This window comes from Filomicrobium insigne (assembly GCF_900104305.1).
In the GTDB taxonomy this organism is placed as follows: Bacteria; Pseudomonadota; Alphaproteobacteria; order Rhizobiales; family Hyphomicrobiaceae; genus Filomicrobium; species Filomicrobium insigne.
Genome location: NZ_FNJC01000001.1, coordinates 164,139 through 189,321, shown reverse-complemented (window position 1 = coordinate 189,321; position 25,183 = coordinate 164,139). Strand labels below are relative to the sequence as shown.

The 25,183-nt window shown below is 58.6% G+C and carries 28 protein-coding genes; 19 read left to right on the top strand and 9 right to left on the bottom strand.

The window, feature by feature from the left end; translation table 11 throughout:
• Positions 1-11: 11 nt before the first annotated feature.
• From BLS30_RS00895 to BLS30_RS00885, 3 genes are all read left to right on the top strand, one after another.
• A complete protein-coding gene (locus BLS30_RS00895; RefSeq protein WP_090225961.1) occupies positions 12-743 on the top strand; it encodes a RibD family protein in 732 nt (243 codons plus the stop codon).
• A gap of 48 nt (positions 744-791) precedes the next feature.
• A complete protein-coding gene (locus BLS30_RS00890) occupies positions 792-1,385 on the top strand; it encodes a cytochrome b (protein WP_090225958.1) in 594 nt (197 codons plus the stop codon).
• Positions 1,386-1,543: 158 nt separating this feature from the next.
• Positions 1,544-2,272 carry a hypothetical protein gene (locus BLS30_RS00885; RefSeq protein ID WP_090225955.1) on the top strand — a complete coding sequence of 243 codons (729 nt, stop codon included), beginning with the start codon at positions 1,544-1,546 and terminating at the stop codon, positions 2,270-2,272.
• A gap of 33 nt (positions 2,273-2,305) precedes the next feature.
• On the opposite strand, the gene BLS30_RS00880 is transcribed toward BLS30_RS00885, so the two are convergent.
• The gene (locus BLS30_RS00880; RefSeq protein ID WP_046478179.1) at positions 2,306-3,229 is read right to left on the bottom strand and encodes a sodium:calcium antiporter; all 924 of its coding nucleotides are present in this window, start codon (positions 3,227-3,229) and stop codon (positions 2,306-2,308) included.
• Between the two features lie 229 nt (positions 3,230-3,458).
• On the opposite strand from BLS30_RS00880, the gene BLS30_RS00875 reads away from it, so the two are divergent.
• Entirely contained in the window at positions 3,459-3,878 is a 420-nt protein-coding gene (locus BLS30_RS00875; protein ID WP_090225952.1) for a hypothetical protein, read from the top strand.
• A gap of 19 nt (positions 3,879-3,897) precedes the next feature.
• On the opposite strand, the gene BLS30_RS00870 is transcribed toward BLS30_RS00875, so the two are convergent.
• Positions 3,898-5,235, bottom strand: a complete 1,338-nt coding sequence (locus tag BLS30_RS00870) for an MFS transporter (protein ID WP_244512335.1) — start codon at positions 5,233-5,235, stop codon at positions 3,898-3,900.
• A 38-nt stretch (positions 5,236-5,273) separates the two neighbouring features.
• Here BLS30_RS00870 and BLS30_RS00865 point away from each other — a divergent pair, with 38 nt between their 5' ends.
• Complete coding sequence (locus BLS30_RS00865; RefSeq protein ID WP_046478181.1) at positions 5,274-6,077, top strand: AraC family transcriptional regulator; 804 nt, start codon at positions 5,274-5,276, stop codon at positions 6,075-6,077.
• Positions 6,078-6,158: 81 nt separating this feature from the next.
• Complete coding sequence (locus tag BLS30_RS00860; protein WP_090225950.1) at positions 6,159-6,650, top strand: hypothetical protein; 492 nt, start codon at positions 6,159-6,161, stop codon at positions 6,648-6,650.
• A gap of 40 nt (positions 6,651-6,690) precedes the next feature.
• On the opposite strand, the gene BLS30_RS00855 is transcribed toward BLS30_RS00860, so the two are convergent.
• On the bottom strand, positions 6,691-7,092 hold the full coding sequence (locus BLS30_RS00855; RefSeq protein WP_046478183.1) for a hypothetical protein: 402 nt from the start codon (positions 7,090-7,092) through the stop codon (positions 6,691-6,693).
• A 305-nt stretch (positions 7,093-7,397) separates the two neighbouring features.
• Between BLS30_RS00855 and BLS30_RS00850 the strand changes: the two genes are divergently transcribed.
• The 3 genes from BLS30_RS00850 (at position 7,398) to BLS30_RS00840 (ending at position 8,722) form a co-directional block, all read left to right on the top strand.
• Positions 7,398-7,766, top strand: a complete 369-nt coding sequence (locus BLS30_RS00850) for a hypothetical protein (RefSeq protein ID WP_090225948.1) — start codon at positions 7,398-7,400, stop codon at positions 7,764-7,766.
• Positions 7,767-7,795: 29 nt separating this feature from the next.
• A complete protein-coding gene (locus BLS30_RS00845) occupies positions 7,796-8,080 on the top strand; it encodes an acylphosphatase (RefSeq protein WP_090225945.1) in 285 nt (94 codons plus the stop codon).
• Positions 8,081-8,209: 129 nt separating this feature from the next.
• Complete coding sequence (locus tag BLS30_RS00840) at positions 8,210-8,722, top strand: phosphate-starvation-inducible PsiE family protein (protein WP_244512334.1); 513 nt, start codon at positions 8,210-8,212, stop codon at positions 8,720-8,722.
• 69 nt (positions 8,723-8,791) lie between these two features.
• Here BLS30_RS00840 and BLS30_RS00835 read toward each other — a convergent pair whose 3' ends face one another.
• The gene (locus BLS30_RS00835; RefSeq protein ID WP_046480229.1) at positions 8,792-9,376 is read right to left on the bottom strand and encodes a helix-turn-helix domain-containing protein; all 585 of its coding nucleotides are present in this window, start codon (positions 9,374-9,376) and stop codon (positions 8,792-8,794) included.
• A gap of 237 nt (positions 9,377-9,613) precedes the next feature.
• Here BLS30_RS00835 and BLS30_RS00830 point away from each other — a divergent pair, with 237 nt between their 5' ends.
• On the top strand, positions 9,614-10,087 hold the full coding sequence (locus tag BLS30_RS00830) for a fasciclin domain-containing protein (protein ID WP_244512370.1): 474 nt from the start codon (positions 9,614-9,616) through the stop codon (positions 10,085-10,087).
• A gap of 74 nt (positions 10,088-10,161) precedes the next feature.
• A complete protein-coding gene (locus tag BLS30_RS00825) occupies positions 10,162-10,395 on the top strand; it encodes a DUF378 domain-containing protein (RefSeq protein ID WP_046478187.1) in 234 nt (77 codons plus the stop codon).
• 587 nt (positions 10,396-10,982) lie between these two features.
• Here the strand turns inward: BLS30_RS00825 and BLS30_RS00820 are convergent.
• From BLS30_RS00820 to BLS30_RS00805, 4 genes are read right to left on the bottom strand one after another with little or no spacing between them, the layout of a single operon-like run.
• Positions 10,983-11,816, bottom strand: a complete 834-nt coding sequence (locus BLS30_RS00820) for a class I SAM-dependent methyltransferase (protein WP_090225940.1) — start codon at positions 11,814-11,816, stop codon at positions 10,983-10,985.
• Positions 11,813-12,859 (bottom strand): glycosyltransferase family 4 protein, encoded by a 1,047-nt coding sequence (locus BLS30_RS00815; protein WP_090225937.1) that lies wholly within the window; start codon positions 12,857-12,859, stop codon positions 11,813-11,815. Before BLS30_RS00815 ends, BLS30_RS00820 begins: the two co-directional genes overlap by 4 nt.
• Positions 12,852-13,256 (bottom strand): 6-pyruvoyl trahydropterin synthase family protein, encoded by a 405-nt coding sequence (locus BLS30_RS00810; RefSeq protein ID WP_046478190.1) that lies wholly within the window; start codon positions 13,254-13,256, stop codon positions 12,852-12,854. The genes BLS30_RS00815 and BLS30_RS00810 overlap by 8 nt, the downstream gene beginning before the upstream one ends.
• Before the next feature lie 30 nt (positions 13,257-13,286).
• Entirely contained in the window at positions 13,287-14,285 is a 999-nt protein-coding gene (locus BLS30_RS00805; protein WP_090225935.1) for a zinc-dependent alcohol dehydrogenase, read from the bottom strand.
• 60 nt (positions 14,286-14,345) lie between these two features.
• Between BLS30_RS00805 and mdoH the strand changes: the two genes are divergently transcribed.
• From mdoH to BLS30_RS00790, 3 genes are read left to right on the top strand one after another with little or no spacing between them, the layout of a single operon-like run.
• Positions 14,346-16,199 (top strand): glucans biosynthesis glucosyltransferase MdoH, encoded by a 1,854-nt coding sequence (mdoH, locus tag BLS30_RS00800; RefSeq protein WP_090225932.1) that lies wholly within the window; start codon positions 14,346-14,348, stop codon positions 16,197-16,199.
• A 17-nt stretch (positions 16,200-16,216) separates the two neighbouring features.
• Positions 16,217-16,966, top strand: a complete 750-nt coding sequence (locus BLS30_RS00795; RefSeq protein ID WP_090225928.1) for an FkbM family methyltransferase — start codon at positions 16,217-16,219, stop codon at positions 16,964-16,966.
• Positions 16,947-17,996 (top strand): hypothetical protein, encoded by a 1,050-nt coding sequence (locus BLS30_RS00790; protein WP_090225926.1) that lies wholly within the window; start codon positions 16,947-16,949, stop codon positions 17,994-17,996. The genes BLS30_RS00795 and BLS30_RS00790 overlap by 20 nt, the downstream gene beginning before the upstream one ends.
• A gap of 24 nt (positions 17,997-18,020) precedes the next feature.
• Here BLS30_RS00790 and BLS30_RS00785 read toward each other — a convergent pair whose 3' ends face one another.
• The gene (locus tag BLS30_RS00785) at positions 18,021-18,911 is read right to left on the bottom strand and encodes a TIGR01459 family HAD-type hydrolase (protein ID WP_090225922.1); all 891 of its coding nucleotides are present in this window, start codon (positions 18,909-18,911) and stop codon (positions 18,021-18,023) included.
• Positions 18,912-19,224: 313 nt separating this feature from the next.
• Between BLS30_RS00785 and BLS30_RS00780 the strand changes: the two genes are divergently transcribed.
• The 5 genes from BLS30_RS00780 (at position 19,225) to aceE (ending at position 25,166) form a co-directional block, all read left to right on the top strand.
• Complete coding sequence (locus BLS30_RS00780; RefSeq protein ID WP_170832382.1) at positions 19,225-20,031, top strand: ABC transporter permease; 807 nt, start codon at positions 19,225-19,227, stop codon at positions 20,029-20,031.
• A gap of 12 nt (positions 20,032-20,043) precedes the next feature.
• Positions 20,044-21,210, top strand: coding sequence for an ABC transporter ATP-binding protein (locus BLS30_RS00775; protein ID WP_090225918.1), 1,167 nt, complete (start codon positions 20,044-20,046; stop codon positions 21,208-21,210).
• A 196-nt stretch (positions 21,211-21,406) separates the two neighbouring features.
• Positions 21,407-21,631 carry a hypothetical protein gene (locus BLS30_RS00770; RefSeq protein ID WP_139165272.1) on the top strand — a complete coding sequence of 75 codons (225 nt, stop codon included), beginning with the start codon at positions 21,407-21,409 and terminating at the stop codon, positions 21,629-21,631.
• Between the two features lie 282 nt (positions 21,632-21,913).
• Positions 21,914-22,282, top strand: a complete 369-nt coding sequence (locus tag BLS30_RS00765) for a Crp/Fnr family transcriptional regulator (protein WP_244512333.1) — start codon at positions 21,914-21,916, stop codon at positions 22,280-22,282.
• Positions 22,283-22,496: 214 nt separating this feature from the next.
• Positions 22,497-25,166 (top strand): pyruvate dehydrogenase (acetyl-transferring), homodimeric type, encoded by a 2,670-nt coding sequence (gene aceE / locus BLS30_RS00760; RefSeq protein ID WP_046478196.1) that lies wholly within the window; start codon positions 22,497-22,499, stop codon positions 25,164-25,166.
• The last annotated feature ends 17 nt before the right edge of the window (positions 25,167-25,183 follow it).

Below are 25,183 nucleotides of genomic sequence, written 5' to 3'. Positions count from 1 at the left end.
AGCCGAGCCAGGTGAGCGACCCCGCTGTTCCACCGCGTGTGCGCCAGTTGAGTGATCCCCTCGCCCCGATCCTCGCTGCTAGCGACGATCGGCCATTCGTTGTTGCTCAGCTTGGCCAGTCTCTCGACGGGCGCATCGCAACGGTTACCGGCGAAAGTCGGTGGATCAACAACGCTGAAGCTCTGGATCATCTGCATCGCCTGCGCGCCGCCGTTGATGCCGTCGTTGTAGGCGTCGGCACGGTATTGGCGGACGACCCCAGGCTTAACGTGCGCCGCGTCGCGCTCCCCCCGGGCAAGGCACAGCCGGCCCGTGTCGTGATCGATCCAAACGGACGGATGCCGGCCGGCCTCAGCTGCCTCGCGAACGACGGCACCCGGCGCATCGTTGTGACGGCCTCGGCAGAGGTTGTTGAAGCCGATGACCTGGAAGTGATTCGCCTTGAGCGACAGGACGGCACATTCCGGCCCGGAGAAATCGTCGCTGCGCTCTTCGCGCTAGGCTTGAGAAGGATTTTGATCGAGGGTGGGGCGACCACCGTGTCATCGTTTCTTGATGCTGGTGTGCTCGATCGGCTGCATTTGATCGTGGGGCCAATGATTATAGGCTCTGGCAAGCTTGGTCTCCAATTGCGCCCTATAACTGAGCTTGATAACGCCATTCGCCCCCAGGTAACCGTCTATCCGTTGCCCGGAGGTGACGTTATTTTCGATTGTGACTTGCGCATGCGAAAGGCAGTATAGGCCGTATCTTGGTGTGACCAATCTTCATGGATTGAAAGGTGGGTATCGATGGATAAGCCGAGCATTGAGACCATCGCGACCACGTCGGGTGATGTCGAGATTTACTCGCTGACGGCCAGGACCTTGCACTGGCTTGTCGTCGTGCTTCTCGCCGTGCAGATACCCGTGGGCTTTTACATGGCCTACCGCGGCAACGACCTGAACATTTGGGACGCGCTGACGAACAATCTTTACAGCCTGCACAAGCTCGGCGGGCTGGCTATTCTGGCGGTCGTCATATTACGTCTGTTGTACCGGCTGACGGCCGGCGCGCCGCGCCACGAGCCCAGCCTTGAGGGGTGGCAGTGCGTAGTGAGTGAGCTTAACCATTGGGGGCTTTATCTGCTACTCCTGGTTGTGCCGGTCCTCGGATACTTGGGAGTTGCTTATTTTCCGGCACTAGACGCATTCGGCTTCAAGATCCCGGCACTCGTGGCTCCGGACAAAGCGATGTCCGAAACGGTGTTCTTCTGGCACATGGTTGGTGCCTTTGCGCTTCTCACGTTGATCGCCATGCACATCGGCGCCGCGCTCTTTCACTACATTATCCGCGGCGACAACGTATTGGGGCGCATGTTGCCCGGCCTGTTACGGCGAGTCTGATCGGTACAACACCCCGCCCGCACACTCGGATGTTATGAAATCGCGTGTTCTCCACTGCAACGCTCGCAGCATTGTGGATGCACGTCTAAGCGCGCTTGCCGCGGCACCAGGACTCGCGATTGATGGAGTGATTTTTAAATGCGCTTTTGGGGGACTTCATGTTTGCAGAGTTCATTGCCGAACAGGCGCGCCCATTCTTTGATTATTTGAAGTTAGCCGTCGACACCACGTTCCGCCCGATCAAGGTTGCCCATCAGATAAAGCTGGGAGACCGAGAGGATTTCAAGTACCGCTTAACGTTCTTTCTTGCGATCTGCGCTTTGTGGATTTCGCTGCAGACGTTCGCCGCCGCGTACCTCGATGTGGACGTGATGCCGGCTCGCATCGATACCTTCTGGCAGTATCTCCAGCCCATATTAGCCGGAAGCATGTTCCTGCTTTTGTATCTGCCCATGCGGATATTGCGGTGGACCCGCCTGAAGTTCTCCGAATATTTCCAGGCGGCCGCCATGAGTATGGGGCCGGGCCTGTTTCAGCAGCCATTCATTTTGCTGCCCGCTTTCCTGGTTGTTGGCATTTACGGTCATCCGAATGCCAATGATCCCGCTATAGAGGGCATTCTCAATCAGCCGGGCGCGGAGGCGCTGAGTCTTTGCGCGCCAGACTTCAGTTCGCTCATGTGCCTGAATAGCTTCGGCAGCGTCGCCCCCGAAACGGCTTGGACGGGAGATTTCATTCTTCTGATCAATCTGATTTTTCTCGTTCCCGTCGTGATGCTGATCAAGCACGCGACAGGCATCGCTTACTGGAAGCAAGCCGCGAGTTTCGCGATTATTTTGATGGTCATCGCGGGCGTAGGACTGGCGATCGAAAACCTTTACACATGAACGCCTTGCGGACGCTCAGCTGTCCACGCCCCCTCAGCGCCATTGAGAAACCACGACGATGTACGCCGCATAGACGCCAAGCAGAAGGAGCCCGCGCCAGCGGCCAATGACGCCCGATGCGGGCGGATACGTCAGAACAACCGACGCAAACCCAAGGATCAAGGCCGGCGCGACTTCACTCACCGAAATGCTAATCGGGGAAAGGCCGGCCGCAACGCCGACGACAAGCAAGCCGTTGAAGATGTTGCTGCCAAGGATGGTTCCCAGCCCGACCTCTTCGTGTCCTTTAATCCCTGCGATGATTGCTGTTGCCAGTTCAGGCACGGACGTGCCGAGGGCCACAACTGTCGCGCCAATTATGAAGGCGTCGATGCCGTGAGCCTCGCCGATCGCGGACGCGCTTACGACGATGAGATTGCCTGCGAGGATCAGAAGCCCCAAACCTGCTAATCCTGCGAGAACGGCGTAAACAGGTTTATGTTCGCCGAGCACTGCGGCGGCGGCGCTGCGTTGCCGCCGGGCCTCGTTCAGTACGGCTATGAACCAGCCGGCAAAGAGCGCCAACAGTAGCAAGCCATCGACTCTGGAAAGCTCTCCGTCCGCAAGAAGGGCGGCGATGATGAGCGGAACGATGAGCGCCGCTGGGAAATCGCGGCGGATGCTGTCGCGGGGCACCCGGATGGGCATGATCAGAAGGGCGGCCGCGAGGATCAAGGCAACATTCACCACATTGCTGCCAAGCGCATCCCCGAGTGCAATCGTAGGAGTGCCGTTGAGCCCGGAACTGATCGCAACCGTTAATTCGGGGCTGGATGTTGCAAACGCGGCGATCGTAGCGGCGATGATCCCAGGGGAAATCCGCAAGGCGCCTGCAATCCCGACCGTGCCCCGCACGAAGAGCTCGCCGCCCCCACCCGCCAGAACCACGCCGAGTAGCAGTAGAAGATAGTCGTTCACGGCGGCCCCCCAATATGACTAGGCATTGAAAATGGTTACCAGGCGCAATCCGTCAATAACTAGGCGCGTCTTTGCTCATGAATTTCCTACCGGACATGACAGTGCCGCGCGATAAGCACGTTCAACGAAAAGCTCCATGTTCCTTGGGGGACATCCTTTTGCCGGTATGCCCTCCATGATAAAAGCTCAGGGAATGGAGTGTGGAAAATTCACAAGGCGGAAGCAAACAATGACCCGAACAATTCTCGCGATTGCTACGAGCTTGCTTGGCATTTCGATGCTTTTTGCTTCAGCAGCCCAGGCGTGTATCTCATGCAGTTACGTGCCCGAGGTCGTGAACACACCCTCGCCCTATCAGCCGAAGGCCTACAAGCAGAAGCGCGCTGACAACAAATCGGTCGAGCGTCGGAAGGCGCGTCCGCAAAAGCGCACCGTCACGGCAAAGCCCAGCCCCGAGAAGGTCGATACGGCCAAATCTGAGCCTGCACAGACGGAGACAAACACGGCTGAGACCAAAACGTCTACGGCTCCCGCGAATGCGCCGAATGAGGACAACGGCACGCAGACCGCGGCTTCCGGAGAGACGAGCGTCAATTGCAAGCGGTTCTCCGCCACAGCTGGCGTAACCATCACCGTGCCGTGCGAGTAACTCGTCTAATTGAGACGATTTACGTCGCTTTAGCACTCTGATCCGCTGCCCCTGTCAGGTTGGTGGGGAGTGCGGCGGGCGAGGCCGGCGCTTCGGGCAACTTGGCCGGCAAGAGCGATACAGCGCACAGGATAGCGGCTGCCGACGCGGCCAAAATATAAAACAGCGCGTCGAAACCCCATGAGTGGTGTACCCACGCGATCAGCGGCAGCACCGCTGCCAGCACGCTGAAACTCACGATAAAACGCGTACCGTAAATCGAGGCACGAAGCTCCGACTTCGCGAGCCTGCCGATCATGTAATCGTTGATCGGAATCTGCCCGAAGGCCCCCAGCATAAACCCGAGCGCAACGACCAGCGCCGGCCAGTCCGATAGCCCCGGCATCATCAGGAAGAAGGCGATCTGCAAAAGCGCGAGGCCTGAGAACACCAGCCGGGCGCCATAGCGGTCAAGCAAGCTGCCAACGACAAGCTGCGCGAACGATGCAATGCCAAAAACGAGAAAGGCTAGCCAACCCACTGCTGTAGCTGACGCTGCAATACCGCTAAGACGTTCCTCAAAGACCTTCGGCAGAGCAAACGTCGTCCCTTGAAAGACAATGCTGGAGACGGCGGTCGTGAAGAAGACAATGACCGAAATGCGAAGGAGCAGCCGGCGCCAGTCTGCGTCCTCGCGCCCTGCGGACGACGTCGATTTCGCCATCGACGTGACCGCCCCATTCCTCAGGCCAACCCTGTCGCGAAACGTGCCCAAATAAGCCAGCCCGACAAGAATGGAAAAAACACCCGGCAACCAGAATGCGGCGCGCCAGCCGGTTTGGTCGATCAGGAAGCCGGTGATCAACGCCGCGCTGCCAACACCCATGTTGCCCCACACGCCGTTGATAGCGATGTCCATGCCCATCCTTTTGCCGCCGCGCGCAACCATGGCGAGCCCAACGGGATGGTAGATCGCTCCGAACACGCCGACGACAAACAGACCCACGGCAATCTCAAGCGGGGTCTGCGCCAGTGAGGTCGCGATCGCAGCGAGGCCCACGCCGATGAAAAACACCGCCATCATGCCTTCGCGGCTCCAGCGGTCCGCAAGCCAGCCCGCCGGCAGGGCGAACAGGCCAAAGGCGATAAAGCCCGGCGTGGCATACGGGATCAGCTCTGCATACGAGAGGCCCCACTCCTGGCTCAAAACAAGTGCGGCAACCGTCGCGAAGATGAGCATGAACAGGTGATCGAGAAAGTGGCCGACGTTGAGAAAGAGGAAGTGCGTGCGGTCCTGCATGGCTCTCACGTGATGCGCGTATCCGAGATGATCGCAGGCACCATAGCCGTGGCGAATGATCGATGTTATGACAATCATTGTCGAATTCTTGCCAGTATGGGTTTGCGCAATCTGCCATGATGCAGCGATCTACCGATGCCGCCGACTACCAGGAGCTGCCCGTCGCGGTGGCCGTCATGCGCAAGCATTTTCCCGCCGATTGGGTCACGCCCTTTCACAGTCATCGCAGAGACCAGCTTCTTCTCGCCTCTTCGGGAACCATGCGCGTGCGCACGCAAACCCATAGCTGGATCGTGCCTCCACAACGCGCCGTCTACATGCCGGGCGGCTTTGAGCATACGGTCGCGATGCGTGATCCCGTGGAGATGCGCACGCTCTACATCGAGCCGAAGGCGCACCGGGATCTTCCGAGCGCGTGCGTCGTCATCTCGCCGAGTGCCCTCCTGAAGGAGTTGATCAACGCCCTTCTGGATGAGCCGGTCGACTACAGCGATAGTAGCCGGGGCCTATGCCTCAGCCAGTTGATCCTTGAGGAGGTTTGCCGTGGCCGGTCGTTGGACCTGAGCATTCCAATGCCTTCGGATCCACGTCTGATGCGCGTCTGTGAGCACGTGCTCGGGAACCCTGGAGATCACGGCAGCCTCGGCAGCTATGCCGATTTGGCCGGAGCATCTGAACGGACACTGGCGCGCCTCAGCCAGGATGAACTCGGCATGGGCTTTGCGGCGTGGCGTCAGCACATCCGGTTTCATTATGCGCTGGAAGATCTGGCCCGCGGTACGCCGGTCGGCAAAGTCGCCCACGCCTGCGGCTATGCCAGCGTCAGCGCCTTTACGGCAGCCTTCCGCAAAAGCCTTGGCCACCCCCCAACCCGGATCTTGGAGCATCTGTCGGAGGTGAGTGGTTTGGAGGGGGCGTGACAGAGTTCCGTCTGTCGAGCCGTCGCCAGATCGCCCAAACGTCGTTAGACTGATGGCTTTCTTCGCCAGTCGAGCGAGACGATGAATATTGATCCGCGCAAGAAGCCACTCTACCGCAAGGTGAATACCCGCACGCGTGGAGTTCGCCATCACACCGGCGGCGACTATCGCCACGAACGCAACACCAAGCAGGAAAAGCGGAACGAGGCCGATCAGGTCTCGCGAGGCTCAATGCACGGCCGGACGCAGCGCGGGCTCGATTACACACCGCTCTTCAGGTTTCTGCTCTCCAAGGTCGGAGAGGATTGGCAGGCGGTGCATGCCGAAGCCATAAGCCGGATTGACCGGGAGGAGCCGATTTTCTGGCTCGTCGCCCGCAACGAAGATGAGCAAAAGCCATACGTCAGAATTGGTGAAAGCAGCTATTTCAGCGGCCTATATATCGATGAGAACGGCAAGCTCGCAAAAGTCGCGCCGGACCTGCGCAACGAGGACTTACAGCCGAGCTGTGCCTGCTGCACGCACACGTTCAACGGTGTTTCGTTCGTAAATAGATTTAAGCCTGAGTTCTAATGACCGTCCGCCACTCTCGGCGTTTGAATATTTTCATGCGCTAGTCACGATGGATTGTGGACTTTGACTTCTGCCATTCAACCAACCGAACTGCTACCTCATAAGCATGGTAGTTGCGCCCTATGATTTGCTGAGGAGACAGGGAAAGAGAGGAGAGCAATTCATCAAGAAGCGCATCGACGCCGAAATCGATGATATCTTGTCCTTCCGCGATTACTTCGACATGCAGCCCATGTAATTCTTGGTGGTAGTCTCGTGCATCGAGTCCAAAACTACGACCAGAATCGGTCTGAACTACGCACGCACGACCACCTCCCAACCCTGACTCATGGTACCGTTCGAATTGCAGCGAGAAACGTTCAGCAACTCTCGCAACGTCGACTGAGAGCCAGCCGATCGGTTCAGCCACATCAAACTTTGGCTGCAAAACCTGTCTGATCACGGTGCTCTCCCTCGATCCAAATTGGGACGGCTTAATCAGGGTAAGCTCGAGCTCAGGGCCAAGCAATTACGTTGTTGTTGGCTACAACCCCTCCATGAGTTCGGTTAACGGTGATCGGATGCCCGCTTTAGCGACTAGAGCCGAACTCGCCCTTTACTCTCCGACGAGCTTAGTATGGTGCCATCCAGTTCGGTCAGTCTTGAGGGCATCCAGAACTGGTAACCAGTCGTCCGGCACCTGCAGGACCCTTTGAGCCTATCGTGCTAAGGTTCCATTCCGATGTTTTATGAACTGAGGACGTCGCAATGGGTACAAGAGCTTTCCTCATCCCCATCGTTTGTGTTGCCGCATATTTTGCGGCCGCAGCAGGCACAGCGTGGTCATCGCCCCTCAATCCTGCCGGATGGAAACCATCAACACACGATCTCAATGCCGGGACGCTGACGCTGATCGGCTCTGGCAGGGCGTATGACAGAGGCCGATACCTGGATGATCTCTGGCCGGGGTATCGCGCGCGAGCCTCGCGGCGGGACGTTCCGATATATCCGAGCTACGGCGTGATCGAGGCGCCTCCGAGAGGCGCCGGCTGGTGGTCGAACGGCCGCGGCAGTTTTTATAAGGGATCGCGGTCCTACAGTGGCCCTGCCTTCCGCCCAGGCTGGCATCGCTGGTGACGGTGCGACAAACGCAGGGAGCGTGAACCATAAGCGAAACCCGCACCGGGCATGTTCGCATTGAGGGCCGCGTGCAGGGAGTGGGCTTTCGCGCTTGGGTCGAGAGAAGAGCCCTGACGCTGGGCCTCAGCGGATGGGTGAGAAACCGATATGACGGCGCGGTAGAAGCCGTGCTGCACGGTCCGCCCCGGCAAGTGGCCGACATGCTGCGCGCCTGCGAGGAGGGGCCGCGTGCCTCGCGCGTCACCCGCGTGGACGTGAGAGAAGAAAGCGGTGAGGCCTACAGTGGTTTCGAGGTGCGCCGGACTGAGTAACTCGTGGGTGCCGCTGACGGTGCCCAGATCTGTGCAAGGAGCGGCCCATCACTTTGGCGTTTTGATCGCTCCATCCGTGCTTTGAACAATTCGTGCCGTACGGGAATTAAATCTTCCGGGAGGCGCAGTATGGCCGATACGGCGAACAAAGCGAGGCGGCAGATGGCAGTTCGGATATTTAGCGAAACGCGGAAGCATTGGGCCCAGCAAAATTGGTATCAGCGCTTCGAGGAGATCATTGTCGTCGTCCTCAGCATTATCGTTGCCATCGTCATTCTCGTGGCGGTGCTCAACTTGGTGCTCACGTTGTACAACATGTTGCGCTTTAACATTCTCGACGCGTCACACCCCGCAGCATTTCAAGCCGTTTTCGGGATGATCATGATTGTCATCATCGCCCTCGAATTCAATCACACCATCCTTGGCCAATTGGAGCGAGGGCTCGGCGTGGTCCACGTCCGCGCGGTGGTGCTGATTGCGCTGCTGGCCGTTCTTCGAAAATTCATTGTGACCGAGATCGGCGAAGCGGACGCAGACCTGCTGTTTGCCCTGTCAGCGTCGACCATTGCGCTGGGCGCCGTCTATTGGGCCATCCGCCAGCAGGATCACACCATGCGCAGCCGACAACCTGAAGGGGAATAGGGGGCATGTGGTGTCCGGCTCTCGTTCGGAAGCGAACATAGTACGGACGTAAGTAACTTCGCATTGACCCTAAGCCGTTACCACCACGACGGCTGCGGCGTCCGTGCGCCCGGCGCAGCGGTAGCTGTGGGGCGCGGATGGGTCAAAATAAATGGAGTCGGATGCATCGAGCGTGTGGTCCTCGCCGTCGATGGTGATTACGAGCCTGCCTTTGAGCACGTAAACGAGTTCAGCGCCGGGGTGGTCATGCGGCTCGGACGGGCCTGCCCCGGCTGGAAACTCGGCAAGGTAGCCTTCCAGCTTGCGATCTTTGACGGGAAAATCGAGGCTCTCAAAGAAATACACCGAGTTCTTTTGGCCTGGCCGGTTGGGTAGACGCAGGCGATCCCCTGCCCGCACGATGGCTGCAACGGGCCTCTCCGAGCTATCTGCAAAGAAATGCTCCAACCCGACGCCGAACACCAGCGCTATGCGCAAGAGGGTGGGTAGCGTCGGAAAAACCTGGCCACGCTCGATCTTCGATAGCATGGCGGGCGAAAGGCCAGTGTGCGTCCCAAGCTGCACTAGGCCGAGCTTCTTTCTCTGCCTCAATGCTCGAATCTTGGGGCCTATGGCGTACTGCTCAAGTCCTTCGGCAAGCGTGTCACTCAACATTTCTGCGCTCATTTTTTCGTCTCGCTCAAATCGTTCCAACATATTTTTATTGTAAGTAAAACAGTATTTCATTTCACGAAAATATGACTCGCATTCAAATTGATTTTCTTTGTATGAAAAACTCGTTGGCCGCCGCAATTGGCGGTGCGCGGGATAACCAACCCGTCGAAGTAAGAGTCGAAGGAGGTAGTTATGAAGTCGCACCTGAAGACAGTCATGATCGCCGCCGTGGCGGGCATGGGCCTCGCCCTCGGCGCACCAGTCGCGCGCGCTACAGAGGACGCGCGCGCGATAGAGAAAGACATCGTCGAGACGGCGGTCGGCGCCGGTAAATTCGGCACACTAACCGAGGCGCTCGGCGCCGCCGGGCTGGTCGATACGCTGAAAGGTAAAGGTCCGTTCACAGTCTTCGCGCCTACAGACGAGGCGTTTGCCAAACTGCAAGCGGGAACCTTGGAGTCTCTGCTGGCGCCTGAGAACAAAGAACAACTGACGGCGATCCTCACCTATCACGTGGTGCCAGGCGCCGTTACGGCGGCAGACGTCGTGAAACTCGACGAAGCGAAAACGGTGAACGGCCAGAAGGTTGCTGTGAAGACGAGCGGCGACACCGTGATGATTAACGGCGCCAACGTCATCACGACCGACATCGCCGCGTCGAACGGCATAATCCACGTGATCGACACTGTGATCATGCCGCCGAAGATCTAGGCCGCCGGCTGAAACGAAAACTTGCCGGGCGGACGCTTGCGGTTGCCTGGCTCCATTTCGAAGGAGTGATACGCATGAAATCGTTGAACCTGATTACGCTGGTACTCGTAATCGTCGGCGCCCTGAACTGGGGCCTCGTTGGATTATTCAACTTCAACCTCGTCGCCGCCATTTTTGGTGAAGGTTCGTCCCTGGCGCGTCTCGTCTATGCCCTCGTTGGATTGTCCGCACTGTGGCAGTTGATCCCACTCGTTACCGCATTGAGGACGGACGAAGTTTCCGCCATGCGCGGACGGTCGCCGAACTGACCAAGGATCTCCGCTGCTGCCGCCCTTTCGGCCGCAGCAGGCTAACTTCGTTGTATCGATGAGGCTGGAACTGGCGACGTTGTCGCCTTCAAGAACTCGGCTCACGAGTTGTCTGCTGTTCCCATCTGATTGGAAGCTCGAGGTGCCTGACGTATGACACACCGCTGTATTGTATGCTCTCTCAATCGAGCACTCTTGGCTCTTAGTCGCGACGACGGTTTGCGTCACAGCTATTTGCTCAGGCGATGGCAAAGCCCCGATATCGCATCCTGCAGATATCAAACTTCAAGGGGAACAGTCCTGAGGCAGATGAAGATCGCGGTCGAACGCTCCGCGATCCACGTCAATGAGCCTTAGAGATTAGCATTCGTCGGACGCGAGAGGTCCCCCCGCCTCTTGCCTCCGTCGACCAGGTGGCCAGAGCAGACTACGAGCCAAGCCCCCCGTGCCGGTATGTCGCTCGGCCACCTGGATTCCCTTTACGCACAAGGTGAGAGCATTGCAGGCTCCAAAAGAGATCGAGGTCAGCTCGTGCGCCTGGAGCAGAACGCGCCCGTCACTCCCAACGAGCTTGAGCGCACCCCAACCTACCCCGGCAACGCAAGCGTATCGGTATGGCCGATGATGGCGCCGGTGCGTTTCAGTCCCACCCAACGCTCCAGCGTTTTCGCATCCACGGCCCCGGTTTCGGCCACAGCGGCGGCGTGGCCCGCCTGAAGTTCAGCAATCAACGCCGCGTCCGAGGGCCCGAGGTCCCAGGGGCTATCGCCCTCCAGAACGCTATAGCCGTGCAGCCGGAATTGTTCGCCGAGTTCAAGCGCGGAGGTCGGACCGGCAGCCGACCCAAAACCCTTGTCCCGCATCTGATGCCGGTGGAACGCCGCAACAATCGCGTTGTCGCTCGGATGGTGCGGGCTCCAGCGCTGCCGGCCGTTATAAGTCAGAACAGTATAAAACGCTGCCTTGCGCGCGACGACCGCCGCAGCAAAGCGCTGCATGAAGGCGACCGACGTCAGATCGAAAAATGCGGCTGAGGTCACCAGATCGGGATGTTCCCCGAGCGCGCCTTCAAGATCGGCATTGAGGTCGAACTGATGGAACGTGACGTCGATGTGTTTGCCGTCCTTTTCCAAGACGAGCTGCGCGTCCTCGGACTTTGACGCATCGGCCCAGTCCATGAGCCGCTCGCGTGCGGCCGTCAGGAGATTGGCGTCATAATCGACAAGCCGCCATGTCTGCCGGTCTGGCAGAAGTAGGGCGGTGGCCTTGAGATTGGAGGCCGCCCCGCAGCCGATATCGACGATCGAGACAGCTTCGCGCTGGGCAAGCCGCGCCGAAAGCGTGCTGGCGATTTCCCGATTGCGCGCACGGTGATCGGCAGGCTCTCGCAGCCCGAGCCACTCGGCCGAAAAACCACTCATGTCGGAATATCCAGGATCGCCGCAGCGACGCGTCTCGCAGTTTCGTTCCAAGTCGGCAGCGAACGCCCATGCTCCCACGACGCATCGGCGAGCCGCACCCTCAGCCGTTTGTCGGTAAGCGCCGACTCCAGCGCCTTCGTCAGTGCAGCGACGTCTCCCGGCGGCACTTTCAGGGCTGCGCCATCGGGAACCGTTTCGGCGGCTGCGCCACCCGTCGAGCAAATGATCGGCAACCCGCGCGCCATCGCTTCCGCGAGCGCCATGCCATATCCCTCGAAACGAGACGGCATAACGAAAAGGTCGGTGCTCTCATAAAAGCGGTCGAGGGTCGCAGGAACGACGACGCCGGGCAGGCTCACGCGATCTTCCAGCTTGGCGGCGGCAATCTGCGCGTTGAGCGCCGCCACCGTCTCGCGGTCACGGTCCAACGCACCCGCGATGTTCACCCGCCAATCGAGATGCTTCAGCGGCAGCAGGGCCTCGATCAAAACATCGTACGCCTTTCGCGGCGTCACGGTCCCGACGCAGAGCAATTGCAGTGGTGTTCCGGTGCCGGTCGCCCGCAGAGCTGGATCCGTGCCGGGTAAGGCGACCGTCACGCGGTCCTTCGCCACCCCATAATCGGCTTCCAGAATGCGTTGTGTCGCCGGACTCGTGACGACGACTTTGTCGGCCAAGGCGAGAGCCGCGCGCTCGCTCGCTTCCAATTCCGCGCGGCGGCGTTCCGACAGACCCGTTTCGAGCGCCAAAGGGTGATGGACGAGAGCAATGATGCGCCGGTTGATCTTTTCGATCACCGAAAACGGCATGGCTCCATATGCCAAGCCGTCGATGAGAAGCGTCGAATTCGGAGGTGCCGAGTTGAGAGTATCGACAGTCGCCGCGAGATCACCCTGGGACGGCGCTGGATATGTCCCTGGAAGTTCCAGGTGACGCACATTGACACCGAACGACGGCAGCATTGTCAGGAGCCGCCGATCGTAGCCATAGCCGCCCGTCGGACTGTCGATATCGCCGGGAATGGCAAAGCAGGTTTCAGTCACCGATAGGCCCCTCATAGGATGCCCGCGCAAGGTCCGTTTCACTCAACGTTACCCGGATCTTGGCGAGGCCGCTGGACCCTTCGCCGAGACCGCCGCTGCGCGCAGCCCGCGCGATCTCGTCGAAAATGTGCTTCGCCAGGAACTCCGTCGTCGTGAGCTTGCCGGTAAATTGCGTCAATTCGTCGAGGTTCTGATAGGCAAGTGGTTTCAGCGTGTCGTTCAAAACTTGCAGCGCCGCGCCAATGTCGACAACGACGTTGTGCCGCGTCAGCTCAGCGCGGAAGAAGGCGACATCGACAACGAATGTCGCGCCGTGCATTTTTTGCGCTGGACCGAAGAACGGGTCGGGAAGGCTGTGAGCGATCATGATGCGGTCGCGCACTTCAACGGAAAACATGGGCTATTTGCTCCTATTGGGTTTTCAAGCTCACGCATAATTGAGGACAGGCGCGAGTTTACTCGCCGGTCCATTGAGAATGGCAGGGATCAGGTCGGCGGCGTCGCGAAAGGAGATCTCATCGTAAACAAGTTGATCAAGCACGGGATCGCGTAAAAGTTTCAAGGCCGTTGCGAGACGGCGGCTATAAGACCAGCGCGCGCGCCGAGAGGCGGAGACTTGGCCGACTTGCGACGATTGCAACGTTAAACGGCGGCTATGAAACGCCCCGCCCAGCGAGACCTGTTGCTGACTCGCACCGTACCATGACAATTCAATCACACGCGCTTCAAACCCGGCGCAATTGATCGCAGTCGTCAGTCCTTCCGAACTCGCGCTTGTGTGAAATACGACGTCGGCGTCCTGCGTTGCCTGATCAGGCAACGCGAAATCGCCACCAAAGTCCTGAACGAGCGCGCGCCGGCTCGGATCAATGTCGATCACGGTAACCTCAGCATGCGGCAATTGCGCCGCGATCCGTGCGACCAGCAGTCCGACAACCCCCGCACCCACGACCACGATACGATCCCCCGGCCCGGTTGCCGCATCCCAATGGGCGTTCAGTGCCGTTTCCATATTGGCCGCCAGCGTCGCCCGCTTGGCCGGCACATCTTCCGGGACCACCGCCAATGCGGCGATGGGTGCGACAAAGATGTCCTGGTGCGGATGAAGGCAAAAAACCGTTTTACCTACGAGGTCTTCCGGGCCGTCCTCGACGATCCCGGTCGCGCAATAGCCGTATTTAACTGGGAAAGGAAAATCGCCCGACTGAAAAGGAGCCCGCATTCGGGGCCACTCGCTTTCAGGGACGGCTCCATTCAGAACGAGGCGTTCCGTGCCACGGCTTATTCCGCTGTACAACGCGCGCACCACCGCTTCATTCGGAGCCGGAGCTTTCAAAGTTTCAACACGGATCTCTGCGACGCCAGGATTGGTAAACCAAACGGCGCGGCCAATGTGTCGCTTGCCAGTCGATTTGCGTACCGTCATATCGAGAGCCTTTGAAGTTGGCGCGGCCTGGAGCCAGCGCCACGAAAATGAGATGTGATCATGAGCGAGACGTTAGACCAGGCGAACGAGCCGCGATTTAGCGCGGGAAAGCCGACGCTTAGCGTACCCAGTGGCCTCCAGTCCATGCCTGAACTTCAGCGCCGCAGAACAATCGTAGCGGCACTGAACGTAGTGACATACGCCGTAATGATGGCGGCGGCCGCATTCTTGCTGAGTGCGGGAGGTTGGACCACGGTCGATCTGGTCGTATTCCTGTGCCTGATGATCGGTACGCCTTGGGCCATACTCGGCTTCTGGAATGCGGTTATCGGTTTGTGGCTGCTGCACGGTCACAAGGCTCCCATGGCCGCCGTCGCCCCTTTTGCGCGCGCTGCGGATGATCTGACCCCGCTCTACGTCAAGACGGCGGTGTTCATGACGTTGCGCAACGAAGACCCCAAACGCGCCGTTGCGCGGCTGCAGACGATCAAGCGCAGTCTCGATGCGACCGGTGAAGGCGCCACGTTCAGCTATTTCCTCTTGAGCGACACCAACGTCACCGAAGTGGCTGAGCTTGAGGAGCAACTTGCAGCCGAATGGCAGGCCTCCGACCCCGACGGCGAGCGCATCGTCTATCGCCGTCGCGCAGATAATGTTGGCTTCAAGGCCGGAAACGTTCGAGATTTCTGTGCGCGCTGGGGCGACCAGTTCGAGCTGATGCTTCCGCTTGATGCTGATAGCCTGATGTCCGGCGACGCCATCGTTAAAATGGCTCGTATGATGCAGGCGCATCCGCGACTAGGCATTCTGCAGAGCCTGGTGGTCGGCATGCCGTCATCGAGCGCCTTTGCGCGCATCTTCCAGTTCGGTATGCGCCATGGGATGCGTTCCTACACCATGGGCCAAGCCTGGTGGGTCGCCGATTGCGGTCCCTTCTGGGGGCACAACGCGATGGTACGCGTTCATCCCTTCTACAACGATTGCGAGCTACCGGTGCTTCCAGGTAAGCCTCCCCTCGGTGGCCATGTCCTGTCACACGATCAGGTCGAAGCGACCTTGATGAGACGGGCAGGTTATGAAGTTCGGGTGCTGCCTTTCGAGATCGGATCGTGGGAAGAAAATCCGCCCACGATGCTCGACTTCGCCAAGCGCGAAGTGCGCTGGTGCCAGGGCAATTTGCAGTACATCAAGCTGCTGAACCTTCCCGGCCTCTTGCCCCTAAGCCGCTTTCAGCTTCTGTGGGCTGTCCTGATGTTCCTTGGTGTACCGGCATTGACCGTCATCATCGCGCTGCTGCCGGCATTAGCGTTAGAGGCGCGCACGATCCCGGATTATCCCGCAGGCCTCGCGATTACGCTCTATCTGGCATTTATGCTTATGCATTTGACGCCAAAGCTCGCAGGGCTTGTCGATGCCATGCTGACCAAGGGCGGAGTCGCGAGTTTCGGCGGGCCGCTTCGCTTCACCTTCAGCGCGACCACGGAACTCGTCTTCTCGTTTCTGCAGGGCGCAGTTTCCGCGATCCGCACCAGCGTCTTCATGTTTGGCCTCCTATTGGGCCGTTCAGTGGTGTGGGGCGGGCAGTCGCGTGATGCATATGGGCTTTCATGGACAACAGCCGCCCTTGATTTGTGGCCGCAAACGATATTCGGCCTTCTTGTGTGCGGCGCTCTGGCGGTCATCTCACCTGAGACGCTCATGTGGAGTTTACCACTGACGGCCGGTTATCTCTTGGCGATACCGTTTGCTGTGTTTACGGCGTCGCCGCGATTGGGCGCTTGGCTGCAGCGCAATCGGCTGTGTGCTATTCCTGAAGACCTCGTCACACCACCCGAGATCGCAACGGTACAGCAGGAAAGTGTGTTCCCGTTGGGAAAAAGCGCTTCTCCTCGTCGCGAACTTGAGACCGTCTAGGAAGGCAAACACCGTCGATGGTTTCCAGCGCTCTGCATGGCTTGTCCCGATCCTTGCGTGTTTATTACGGGGACCAGAAGCGCCAGCGAGCGATGCGGGAGCTCTATGCCACGTTCATCTCTGAAGGAGACTTGGCCTTTGATGTGGGTGCGCATGTTGGGGACCGCACAGGCGTCTTTCGGAGCCTTGGAGCTCGTGTCGTCGCGCTGGAACCCCAGCCCCTCCCCGGTCGCGCCCTGCGGTTGATCTATGCCCGCGATCCGGACGTAACCATTGTCTCCGCCGCAGCCGCCGACCATGACGGAACCGTTCGCATGCACGTCAATACGGCGAACCCGACGGTTTCAACCGCCTCAGGTGATTTTCTCGCCCAGGCCGAGGGAGCAGCAGGCTGGGAGGGACAGACATGGGATCAGGTCATTGAGGTCCGTGCAGTGACGCTTGATCACCTGATCGACCGGTATGGACACCCAGCCTTCATAAAGATTGACGTCGAAGGTTTTGAGGACCGTGTTCTGGCGGGACTGTCGGAGCCTGTGCCCGCGCTTTCGTTTGAATTCACGACCATCGATCGTGACGTTGCTTGCCGCGGCTTGGAACGGCTCGCGGCCCTTGGACCTTACCGCTACGACATAGCCCTAGGTGAGACGCAGCAACTGACGTTTGGCGAGGGCCGTGAGCTGGATGCGCGAACCATGGCTGCTCACGTGCGTGCATTGCCCCACGAGGTTAATTCCGGAGACATCTATGCCAGGCTCGCAAATTAAGATCGAGGCGCCGGTGAGGTTTATGTTCCTCCTGGCGACCGCGCTGATCTCCGGAGCTGTTGCGGTTAAAGCCGCTTCGCTAGACATGCTCGGGGTAAAGGTCGAGAACCTGAGCGAGCCGGTCCTATGCGCCGAAAAGGATAACGTCACGCTGACCTTTGCTTCGCCCGACGTGAAGCAGTTCCGCATCGAAGCAGCGCATCCGGCCTACATCAACGCTCTGCAGAGCGACAGCTTTCAGCCGGACTGGACTGCGTGCGACTTTGCAGAGGAGGCGTTGAGCCAGCCGCCGCCACCACGCAAGGTGACACTCTATGAGGGCATTGATGTTTGGATTACCGGATACACGTTTCCGAATTTTTGGCGGGACCGTAAGGTTCCGGTCCGGGTTGGTGACAAGGTTGATGATGGCTTTCACCTGATCCAGGTGTGGGTACGCCGCAATGAGCGCTCAGAGGAGGTTCTCGTGCTTTATCCGCCGGACGGATACTGGCGAGCACGCCCTTTGCCTCCGAAGCATCTTGGCTGGAGCGCCTATGGTTCATCGTTCCTCGTCGGGCCGGTCAAACAAGACGGCCGGCCGGTCGTAGATCTCGATGAAGTGACGTTCGACCCGGAAACGCTGACGTTCAATCTAAAGTTCTCGGGAGGCGGCAGCGCTAAGTTGAAGATCAGCCGTCTGGACAACAACGCACAGGTCATTGATGTGACTTTCGATAAGCCGATAACGGATCATCCCTTTGCCGCGTTACGCTCCATGTACGTGACCCGCTTCAATAATGACGCCGCCGACGTCGCGGTTCTGGAGAAGGGGGCAAAATCCTGGCTGGAAGAACCTGTCATGTCCTTCTCGGGCGCGAAGAGCGCAACAGACGTCTGGCTCGGCCGCAATGACTTTTCGCGTCACAATACGTCTGCGCCAGATATGGTGTTGGAAGCGTTCTCTGACGGTACGAAGCAGCCAAAGGATTGGGAACGGTCAGTCACCCATTCCGAAATATCTCGCCGAGAGCATCCTCCCGTCGAGTAGCGCGCGCTGCATTTTGGGACGGCTTTACCAAGCTAAAAACGGCATCGCGGCGACGGCGTTGGGCGACGCACCGTGAAGCAAGCCGTCCAGCCGGTCGCGGCAAATCACACCATCCGACATGGTATCTTCGCGGTGTATGCCGCCAGCAATAAACAGCGCGTCGACGCCGAAAATCTCTGCGGCTTTTAAATCCGTGCGCACGGCATCGCCGATCCCTAAAATCCGCTCCTTCGCGATCGACGCGTCACGTAGCTTTTCCGCGAGGCCATGCGCTGAGCCGTAGGCAGAGATGTAAGGTTTGCCCGCCCAGTAAACGTCTCCGCCAAGGTGCGCGTAAAGATCAGCAATAGCACCTGCGCATAGGTACAGCCGCCCCCCGACATCGACGACGAGATCCGGATTCGCACACACAAATGGTAGGTCCCGTGCCCGGGCTTGCTCGAGTATGGGCAAATAGCTTTCGGCCGTCTCGTGAATGTCGTCGTCAAGGCCGGAGCACAAAATGGCGTCTGCATCTTCGAGCGATGAGAATCGTGCCGGTACGGCCTCGAACAGTGCTGCGTCTCGATCGCGCGGGCCAATCGTATAAACCTGCCGATAAGACTGATCCCGCAGATGTGTGAGCGCGATATCACCGGAAGATACGATCGCGTCCCATGCTGTCCGCGAGAGCTTCCGGGAGTCGAGCATCGCCGCAACCTGATGATTGGGGACGGGCGCGTTGGAAACCAGAATGACGGTGCCGCCGGCGCGGCGAAACTTGTTGAGCGCGTCGTCGGCCGCCGGCAAAGCCTTGAAGCCGTCATGCACGACCCCCCACACGTCGCAGAAGAGGACGTCATAACGCGCGAGAAGGTCTTCCGCACGATTGAGCACGGGGACGGGAGCACGCTCCGCAGCGGTACCGTTTTGCATGAGTGGAATAAGGCCTTTCCTAGAACTGCAATGTGAGCGCCTGCCCGGATAGCTTTTAAATAGGCCACCCGCGGCGGCGTGGCCTGTTTCACCTTGCCGCAGCACTAGCGCCATTTAGGCACCTCCACGCAAGTGGAGACCTAAACTGCCTAAACTTCGCGAACGGTTGATTTCGCTCTAGCCGTTAACGAGAATTTCTGCATGCTGATCTTTCGCTGTGCAACGTTTCTCTCGAAGCGCTTCCAGAGAAAAGCCGGCACTTCGCTTAGCGGGCATGAGAGATGGGCACCAACAATGCCAAAGGGTGCGACCCATGACGAAGATGCACGAGCATGACCGATTGGGCAGGGTACGACGTTCCGTCGGCTTGGATCGCCTGCGCTACATCTATCATCTGACGGCATTGCGCATTCACAGCGAGATCAGAAACTACAGTCTCGGGTTTCTCTGGTGGTTTCTTGATCCGTTGATCAATACCGCGATCCTCTATGTGGTCACGGCCGTAATTCTCCAAATGCGCAATGAGGATACGGCACTCAATATTCTCATCGGCCTGCTCGTTTTTCGCTTCCTGCAGTCGGCGATCACAAAGGGGGCGGGCTCCTTGCGTCCGGCATTCAAGCTCTCGGAGCGGCTCTATGTGCCCAAGTATGTTTTCGTTATCAGCGATGTTTTGGCGGAGGCGTTTAAGTTTGTTATTGGCACGACCTTTGTCATCGCTCTCCTTTGGCTTTTAGGCGGCGGGGATGTTTCGGCCCCGCAGGTTCTTATCGTAACCGCAGTCGCGTTCCTGTTTAGCCTCGCATGTGCGTCGTTGGTCTCTGTTGCCGCCGGTCTGGTCCGTGATGTCCAGGTCGCCATCCAGTACGCGTTTCGGCTGCTGTTTTTTGTTTCCGGTACTTTCTTTAGTCTCGAACAGGTTCCGACAGAGTGGCAAACCACATTTCTGCTGAACCCCTTTGCGCTGTTGATCCAGGAATACCGGGTGGCGCTGATGCTGCCGGAACAATTGAACTACGCGTTCCTCGTCTTGTTGATGGCGGTTTCACTCATTCTGCTAGCGTTCGGTCAGTGGATACTCATCCGTTATGACCGCGTGCTGCCGAAATATGTGATTTGAGGGGGCAATAACGTGAGGGGGGGAAAGCCGAAGAAAGAAGAAGTGACGTCCGGGAGACCGCGCGAACTTAGCGCAAACGATATCGCTCAAGGCCTAGCCGTACGCGTGACGCGTATGGGCGTGAAGTTACCGTTAGGACGGGGCGCGTCGCGTTTGTGGGGGCGGCGCCACTGGGCGTTGCGTGACATCAACTTCGAAGTTCAGCGCGGCGAAGCGATCGGCGTTCTCGGCAACAACGGCAGCGGGAAATCGAGTCTTCTCCGCGCCATCGCAGGCATCATTTCTCCGGACGAAGGAGAGATCGGCGTGGCGCCGGATCTGTCGGCCGCCATACTCTCACCCGGGGCTGGCTTCCAACCCCACCTGACCGGCCGGGAAAATGTTTACAATTCGTCGCTCTATCAAGGGCATCTCCCCAAGACGGTGGTTTCAAAGTTTCAGGAAATCGTGGAGTTCGCTGGCATTGGTGCGTGGGTGGACCAACCCGTTGCAACCTATTCGGCTGGGATGCGGCTTCGCCTTGGGTTCAGCCTCGCGCTTCATCTTCCGCCGGATGTTTTGATGATCGACGAGACACTCTCTGCCGGAGACACTGCGTTCCGGGCTAGAGCGAAGGAGTTGATCGAACAGCTGATATCGAGTGAACGTACCGTTCTTATTGTTTCGCACAATGCCGATACCCTGCGCGGTCTGTGTACGAAAGGGGTGGTTCTGGATCGGGGTCGTCAGATCGCTGTTTGCGATATTAGCGAAGCCATTGAAACCAGCCAATCCATCTCATTGCAACGCGAGACACCGTCGCTTGCGATTAGGGGCGGATGTTCTCAAGCTAGCAAAGTCACTCAAGAGCTATTGGCACTTCAAAAACAGTTAGGTGCACTGCAAACAAAAGCGATGATGCAGGCGCAAGCGGTTCGTGAGTCTACCGAAGGCTACGTCGCAGCGCTCGAGGAGGTCATCCAGTTTGAGAAAAAGAGGACAGAGCGAGGCCGCGACGTTGCGCCTCCGTCATCTGGAGTAGCGCATGCTACTCAGACCAATGAGAAAGTTTACAGAAAACTGCACGACACCAAGGCCCAACGGCGGGAAGCCCTCGCTGAGGAACAGCGCTTGGACATGCAGTTGGCCGATTTGCGCGAGCACTTAGCCGGCCTGCAGGGGCAACTCAAAGGGCTTTGAGCCTACTTCCAGAGTTTTCTGTCGGCCAATATAATTTTTTTTGGCCCTCAATTCATACCAAAAAGCCCGAATTACGGGCATTTCGGAGAGATAGATAAAATTCGAGCGAAACTTGCACGGCTTAGCTAGCGTGATCGCAATTTGGCACTGTTACAAAGGCAGCATAGCAGACATAAAAAAATACAGGGCACGTCAAATGAGTAACGGTTCAGTAATGCGTCTCCTGGCCAAGCGCCAGGGCGAGGTTAGCGAGTGGCTCGAGAACGAGTCGCCCTACACGATGTTCGATCAGAAACATCTCGAATCCGGCACAGCTGAGCAGGCCTACTGGCACTACGGCTATGTTTCGGCGATCAACGATGTCATGCGCCTTCTCGGCGAGACATCCACGTCCGAAGGAAATTCACGCAGCTCCCACTGAGCGTTGCGTGCTGCGTTGTTGGGGCGGTCAGAAGATGATTCTGATCAGTCAGCGCAGCACGCTCGCCAGATGGGTCGATGAGGGTAACCGCATCTGCGACTACGGTTGCGCAGGCTGGGATAAGTGGCCGGCGCGAACGATTTTTTAGCATGCCTGTAAACTGCCGCACGTTCCGCTCTCCAGACGTGCGGCCTTTTTTGCTGGCCGCGTTATCGGGGCAGCACTAAAGTTCACGATCGGCTGGTCTTGCATTCATCGCCAGCCATGTCGGACAATACCGCCATGTATTTCGATTTTGATCATATGGAGCGGCTCGGAGCCCGTTCCCACTCGTTCGATGCCGGTGAGAAAATCTTCCTACAGAATGAGCACGGCAACGTCTTATACGTTGTGCGCACCGGCCGGGTCGAAGTCATCACGTTTGGCAAAGTTCTCGAAAAAGTTGGCGCAAACGGCATCGTCGGCGAGATCGCGTTTGTCGATGGTGGACCGCGCAGCGCCGCGGCGCTGGCGTCTGAGAAAACCGACGTCATGGTTCTCGACAAGGATGCCTTTTTCGCGATCATCCGCGAAGATCCGGATTTCGCGCTTCATGTCATGCGCGTGATGGCTGAGAGATTGCGCCGCCTTAACCTGGTTGGGCATCACTGATGTCTACACAACACCGCGCCACGTGCCGTAACGCGACCTGCACAGCAGGGTTGCGCGAGAAGATATGTTTCCGGCTCGCCGCCTCTGTATATAAGGCCAGCACAAGCCTATAGTATGATCACATCACGAGCCGCCGTTCGTTAGATGTCGGAGGGCCCCTGCAGCCGCAATGTGCTGGCGCGCGTTCGTGCCGATTGCCGTTTGGAGAATTTGAATGTCGAACGAGTACGAAACGGACCCCGCCGAAACCCGCGAATGGGTGGACGCGATCAATTCAGTGATTGCCTTTGAGGGGTCCGGTCGCGCCGACGATATTCTTGAGCACGTCGTCGCCACAGCGCGCCGCTCAGGTGCCAAGCTGCCCTTTGCCGCCAACACGGCATATATCAACACGATCCCGGTCGGTGAGCAGCCCGAGTATCCTGGTGTTTATACGCTCGAGCACCGCCTCCGTGCCGCAATCCGCTGGAACGCTGCCGCGATCGTCCTAAAAGCCAACAAGGAATCTAGCGAACTCGGCGGCCACATTGCGAGCTTCCAGTCCGCGGCGACGCTCTACGACACCGGATTCATGCACTTCTGGCACGCTCCCAGCGAAATGCACGGGGGCGATCTAATTATGGTGCAGGGGCACTCATCGCCTGGCATCTATGCCCGCGCCTTTATCGAGGGGCGTCTCACGGAAGAGCAGCTCCTGAATTTCCGTCAGGAGACGGATGGCAAGGGCCTGTCGTCCTATCCACATCCTTGGTTGATGCCTGATTTCTGGCAGTTCCCGACGGTGTCGATGGGATTGGGGCCGCTGATGGCAATTTATCAGGCGCGCTTTCTGAAATACCTGCATTGCCGCGGCTTGGCCGATACCGAGAACCGTAAGGTTTGGGTGTTCTGCGGCGATGGCGAGATGGACGAGCCCGAGAGTCTTGGAGCCATCACGCTGGCGGGCCGTGAAAAGCTCGACAACCTCATCTTTGTCGTCAACTGCAACCTGCAGCGGCTCGATGGGCCGGTCCGGGGCAACGGTAAGATCATTCAGGAGTTGGAGGCGGATTTCCGTGGCTCCGGCTGGAATGTGATCAAATGCATTTGGGGCTCTCAGTGGGATGAGCTTCTGGCTGTCGATCACACAGGGCGTCTGCGCCAGCTCATGGAAGAATGTGTCGACGGCGAGTACCAGGACTTCAAGTCGAAGAACGGCGCCTATATCCGCGAGAAATTCTTTGGCCGGTATCCTGAAACCGCGGCGATGGTTGCGGATTGGTCCGATGCCAAGATCTGGAAGCTGACGCGCGGTGGCCACGACTCGCGCAAGGTCTACGCCGCTTACAAGGCCGCTGTCAGCAGCAAGGGGATGCCGACGGTGATCCTCGCCAAAACCGTCAAGGGTTATGGCATGGGGTCTGCTGGCGAAGGGCAGATGATTACTCACCAGCAGAAGAAGATGGGCCGCGCGGACCTGATGCAGTTCCGTGACCGCTTTGAGGTCCCGGTCAGCGATGATGAAATCGATGAGATCCCGTTCGTACGGTTTGCCGAAGATTCCGAAGAGATGCGCTACATGCGCGAGCGGCGCGAAGCACTGGGCGGCTATCTGCCCGTGCGCCGCCCAAAATCTGATGTTGAGCTTCAGGTGCCACCATTGTCGGCCTTTGAAACACAACTCAAGGGCTCGGGCGAAGGCCGGCAGGTCTCTACGACAATGGCGTTCGTACGCATCCTGAATACGCTCTTGCGCGACAAATCCCTAGGCAAGCGGGTCGTACCGATCGTGCCCGATGAAAGCCGCACCTTCGGCATGGAAGGCATGTTCCGTCAGTTCGGCATTTTCTCCCAGGCCGGGCAGCTCTATAGCCCGCAGGATGCCGACCAGCTTATGTACTACAAGGAAGACAAGACCGGTCAGATGCTCCAGGAGGGCATCAACGAACCCGGAGCCATGTCGAGCTGGATCGCGGCGGCGACGAGCTATTCGACGTCCAATTGCCCGATGATCCCATTTTACATTTACTACTCCATGTTCGGCTTCCAGAGGGTCGGTGACCTTGCCTGGGCAGCGGGCGACATGCGCGCGCGTGGTTTCTTGATTGGCGGCACATCGGGGCGGACGACGCTCAACGGTGAAGGCCTCCAACACCAGGATGGCCACAGCCACATTCTCTCGTCCACGATCCCCAACTGCGTCTCCTACGACCCAACGTACGCTTACGAACTCGCCGTTATCATCCAGAACGGCCTAAAGCGCATGATCGGTGACCAGGAAGACGTGTTCCATTACATCACCGTTCTCAACGAGAACTACGAACACCCCGCGATGCCGGAAGGCGCTGAAGAGGGGATCATTAAGGGCATCTACTTGCTCAAGGCCGCTGATCCAGAGGCCAAGGGCTTTAAGGTGCAGCTGATGGGCTGCGGGGCGATCCTCCGTGAAGTCATCGCAGGCGCCGAACTCCTTGAGAAGGACTTCGGTATTTCGGCTGATATCTGGTCTGTAACAAGCTTCACCGAACTCGGCCGCGAAGCCAGAGCCATCGAACGTTGGAACATGCTTCATCCCTTGGAGCCTGCGCGCGTGCCGTTCGTCACTGAAACACTCGCCGGACGCGGTGAAGGCCCCTTCATCGCAGCGACCGACTACACCAAGGCATTCGCGGACCAGATCGGAGACTTTGTGCCAGGCGCCTATCGCGTGCTGGGGACCGATGGTTTCGGGCGTTCGGATTTCCGGCGCAAGCTTCGCCGTCACTTCGAGGTGGACCGCCACTTCGTCGCTGTCTCGGCGTTGAAAGCGCTGGCGGACGAAAACAAGGTGCCCTCTACCAAGGTCGCCGAGGCGATCAAGAAGTACGGCATTGATCCCGAAAAGCCCGATCCCGCTACCGTTTAGTTCCGATCCGTTTCCAT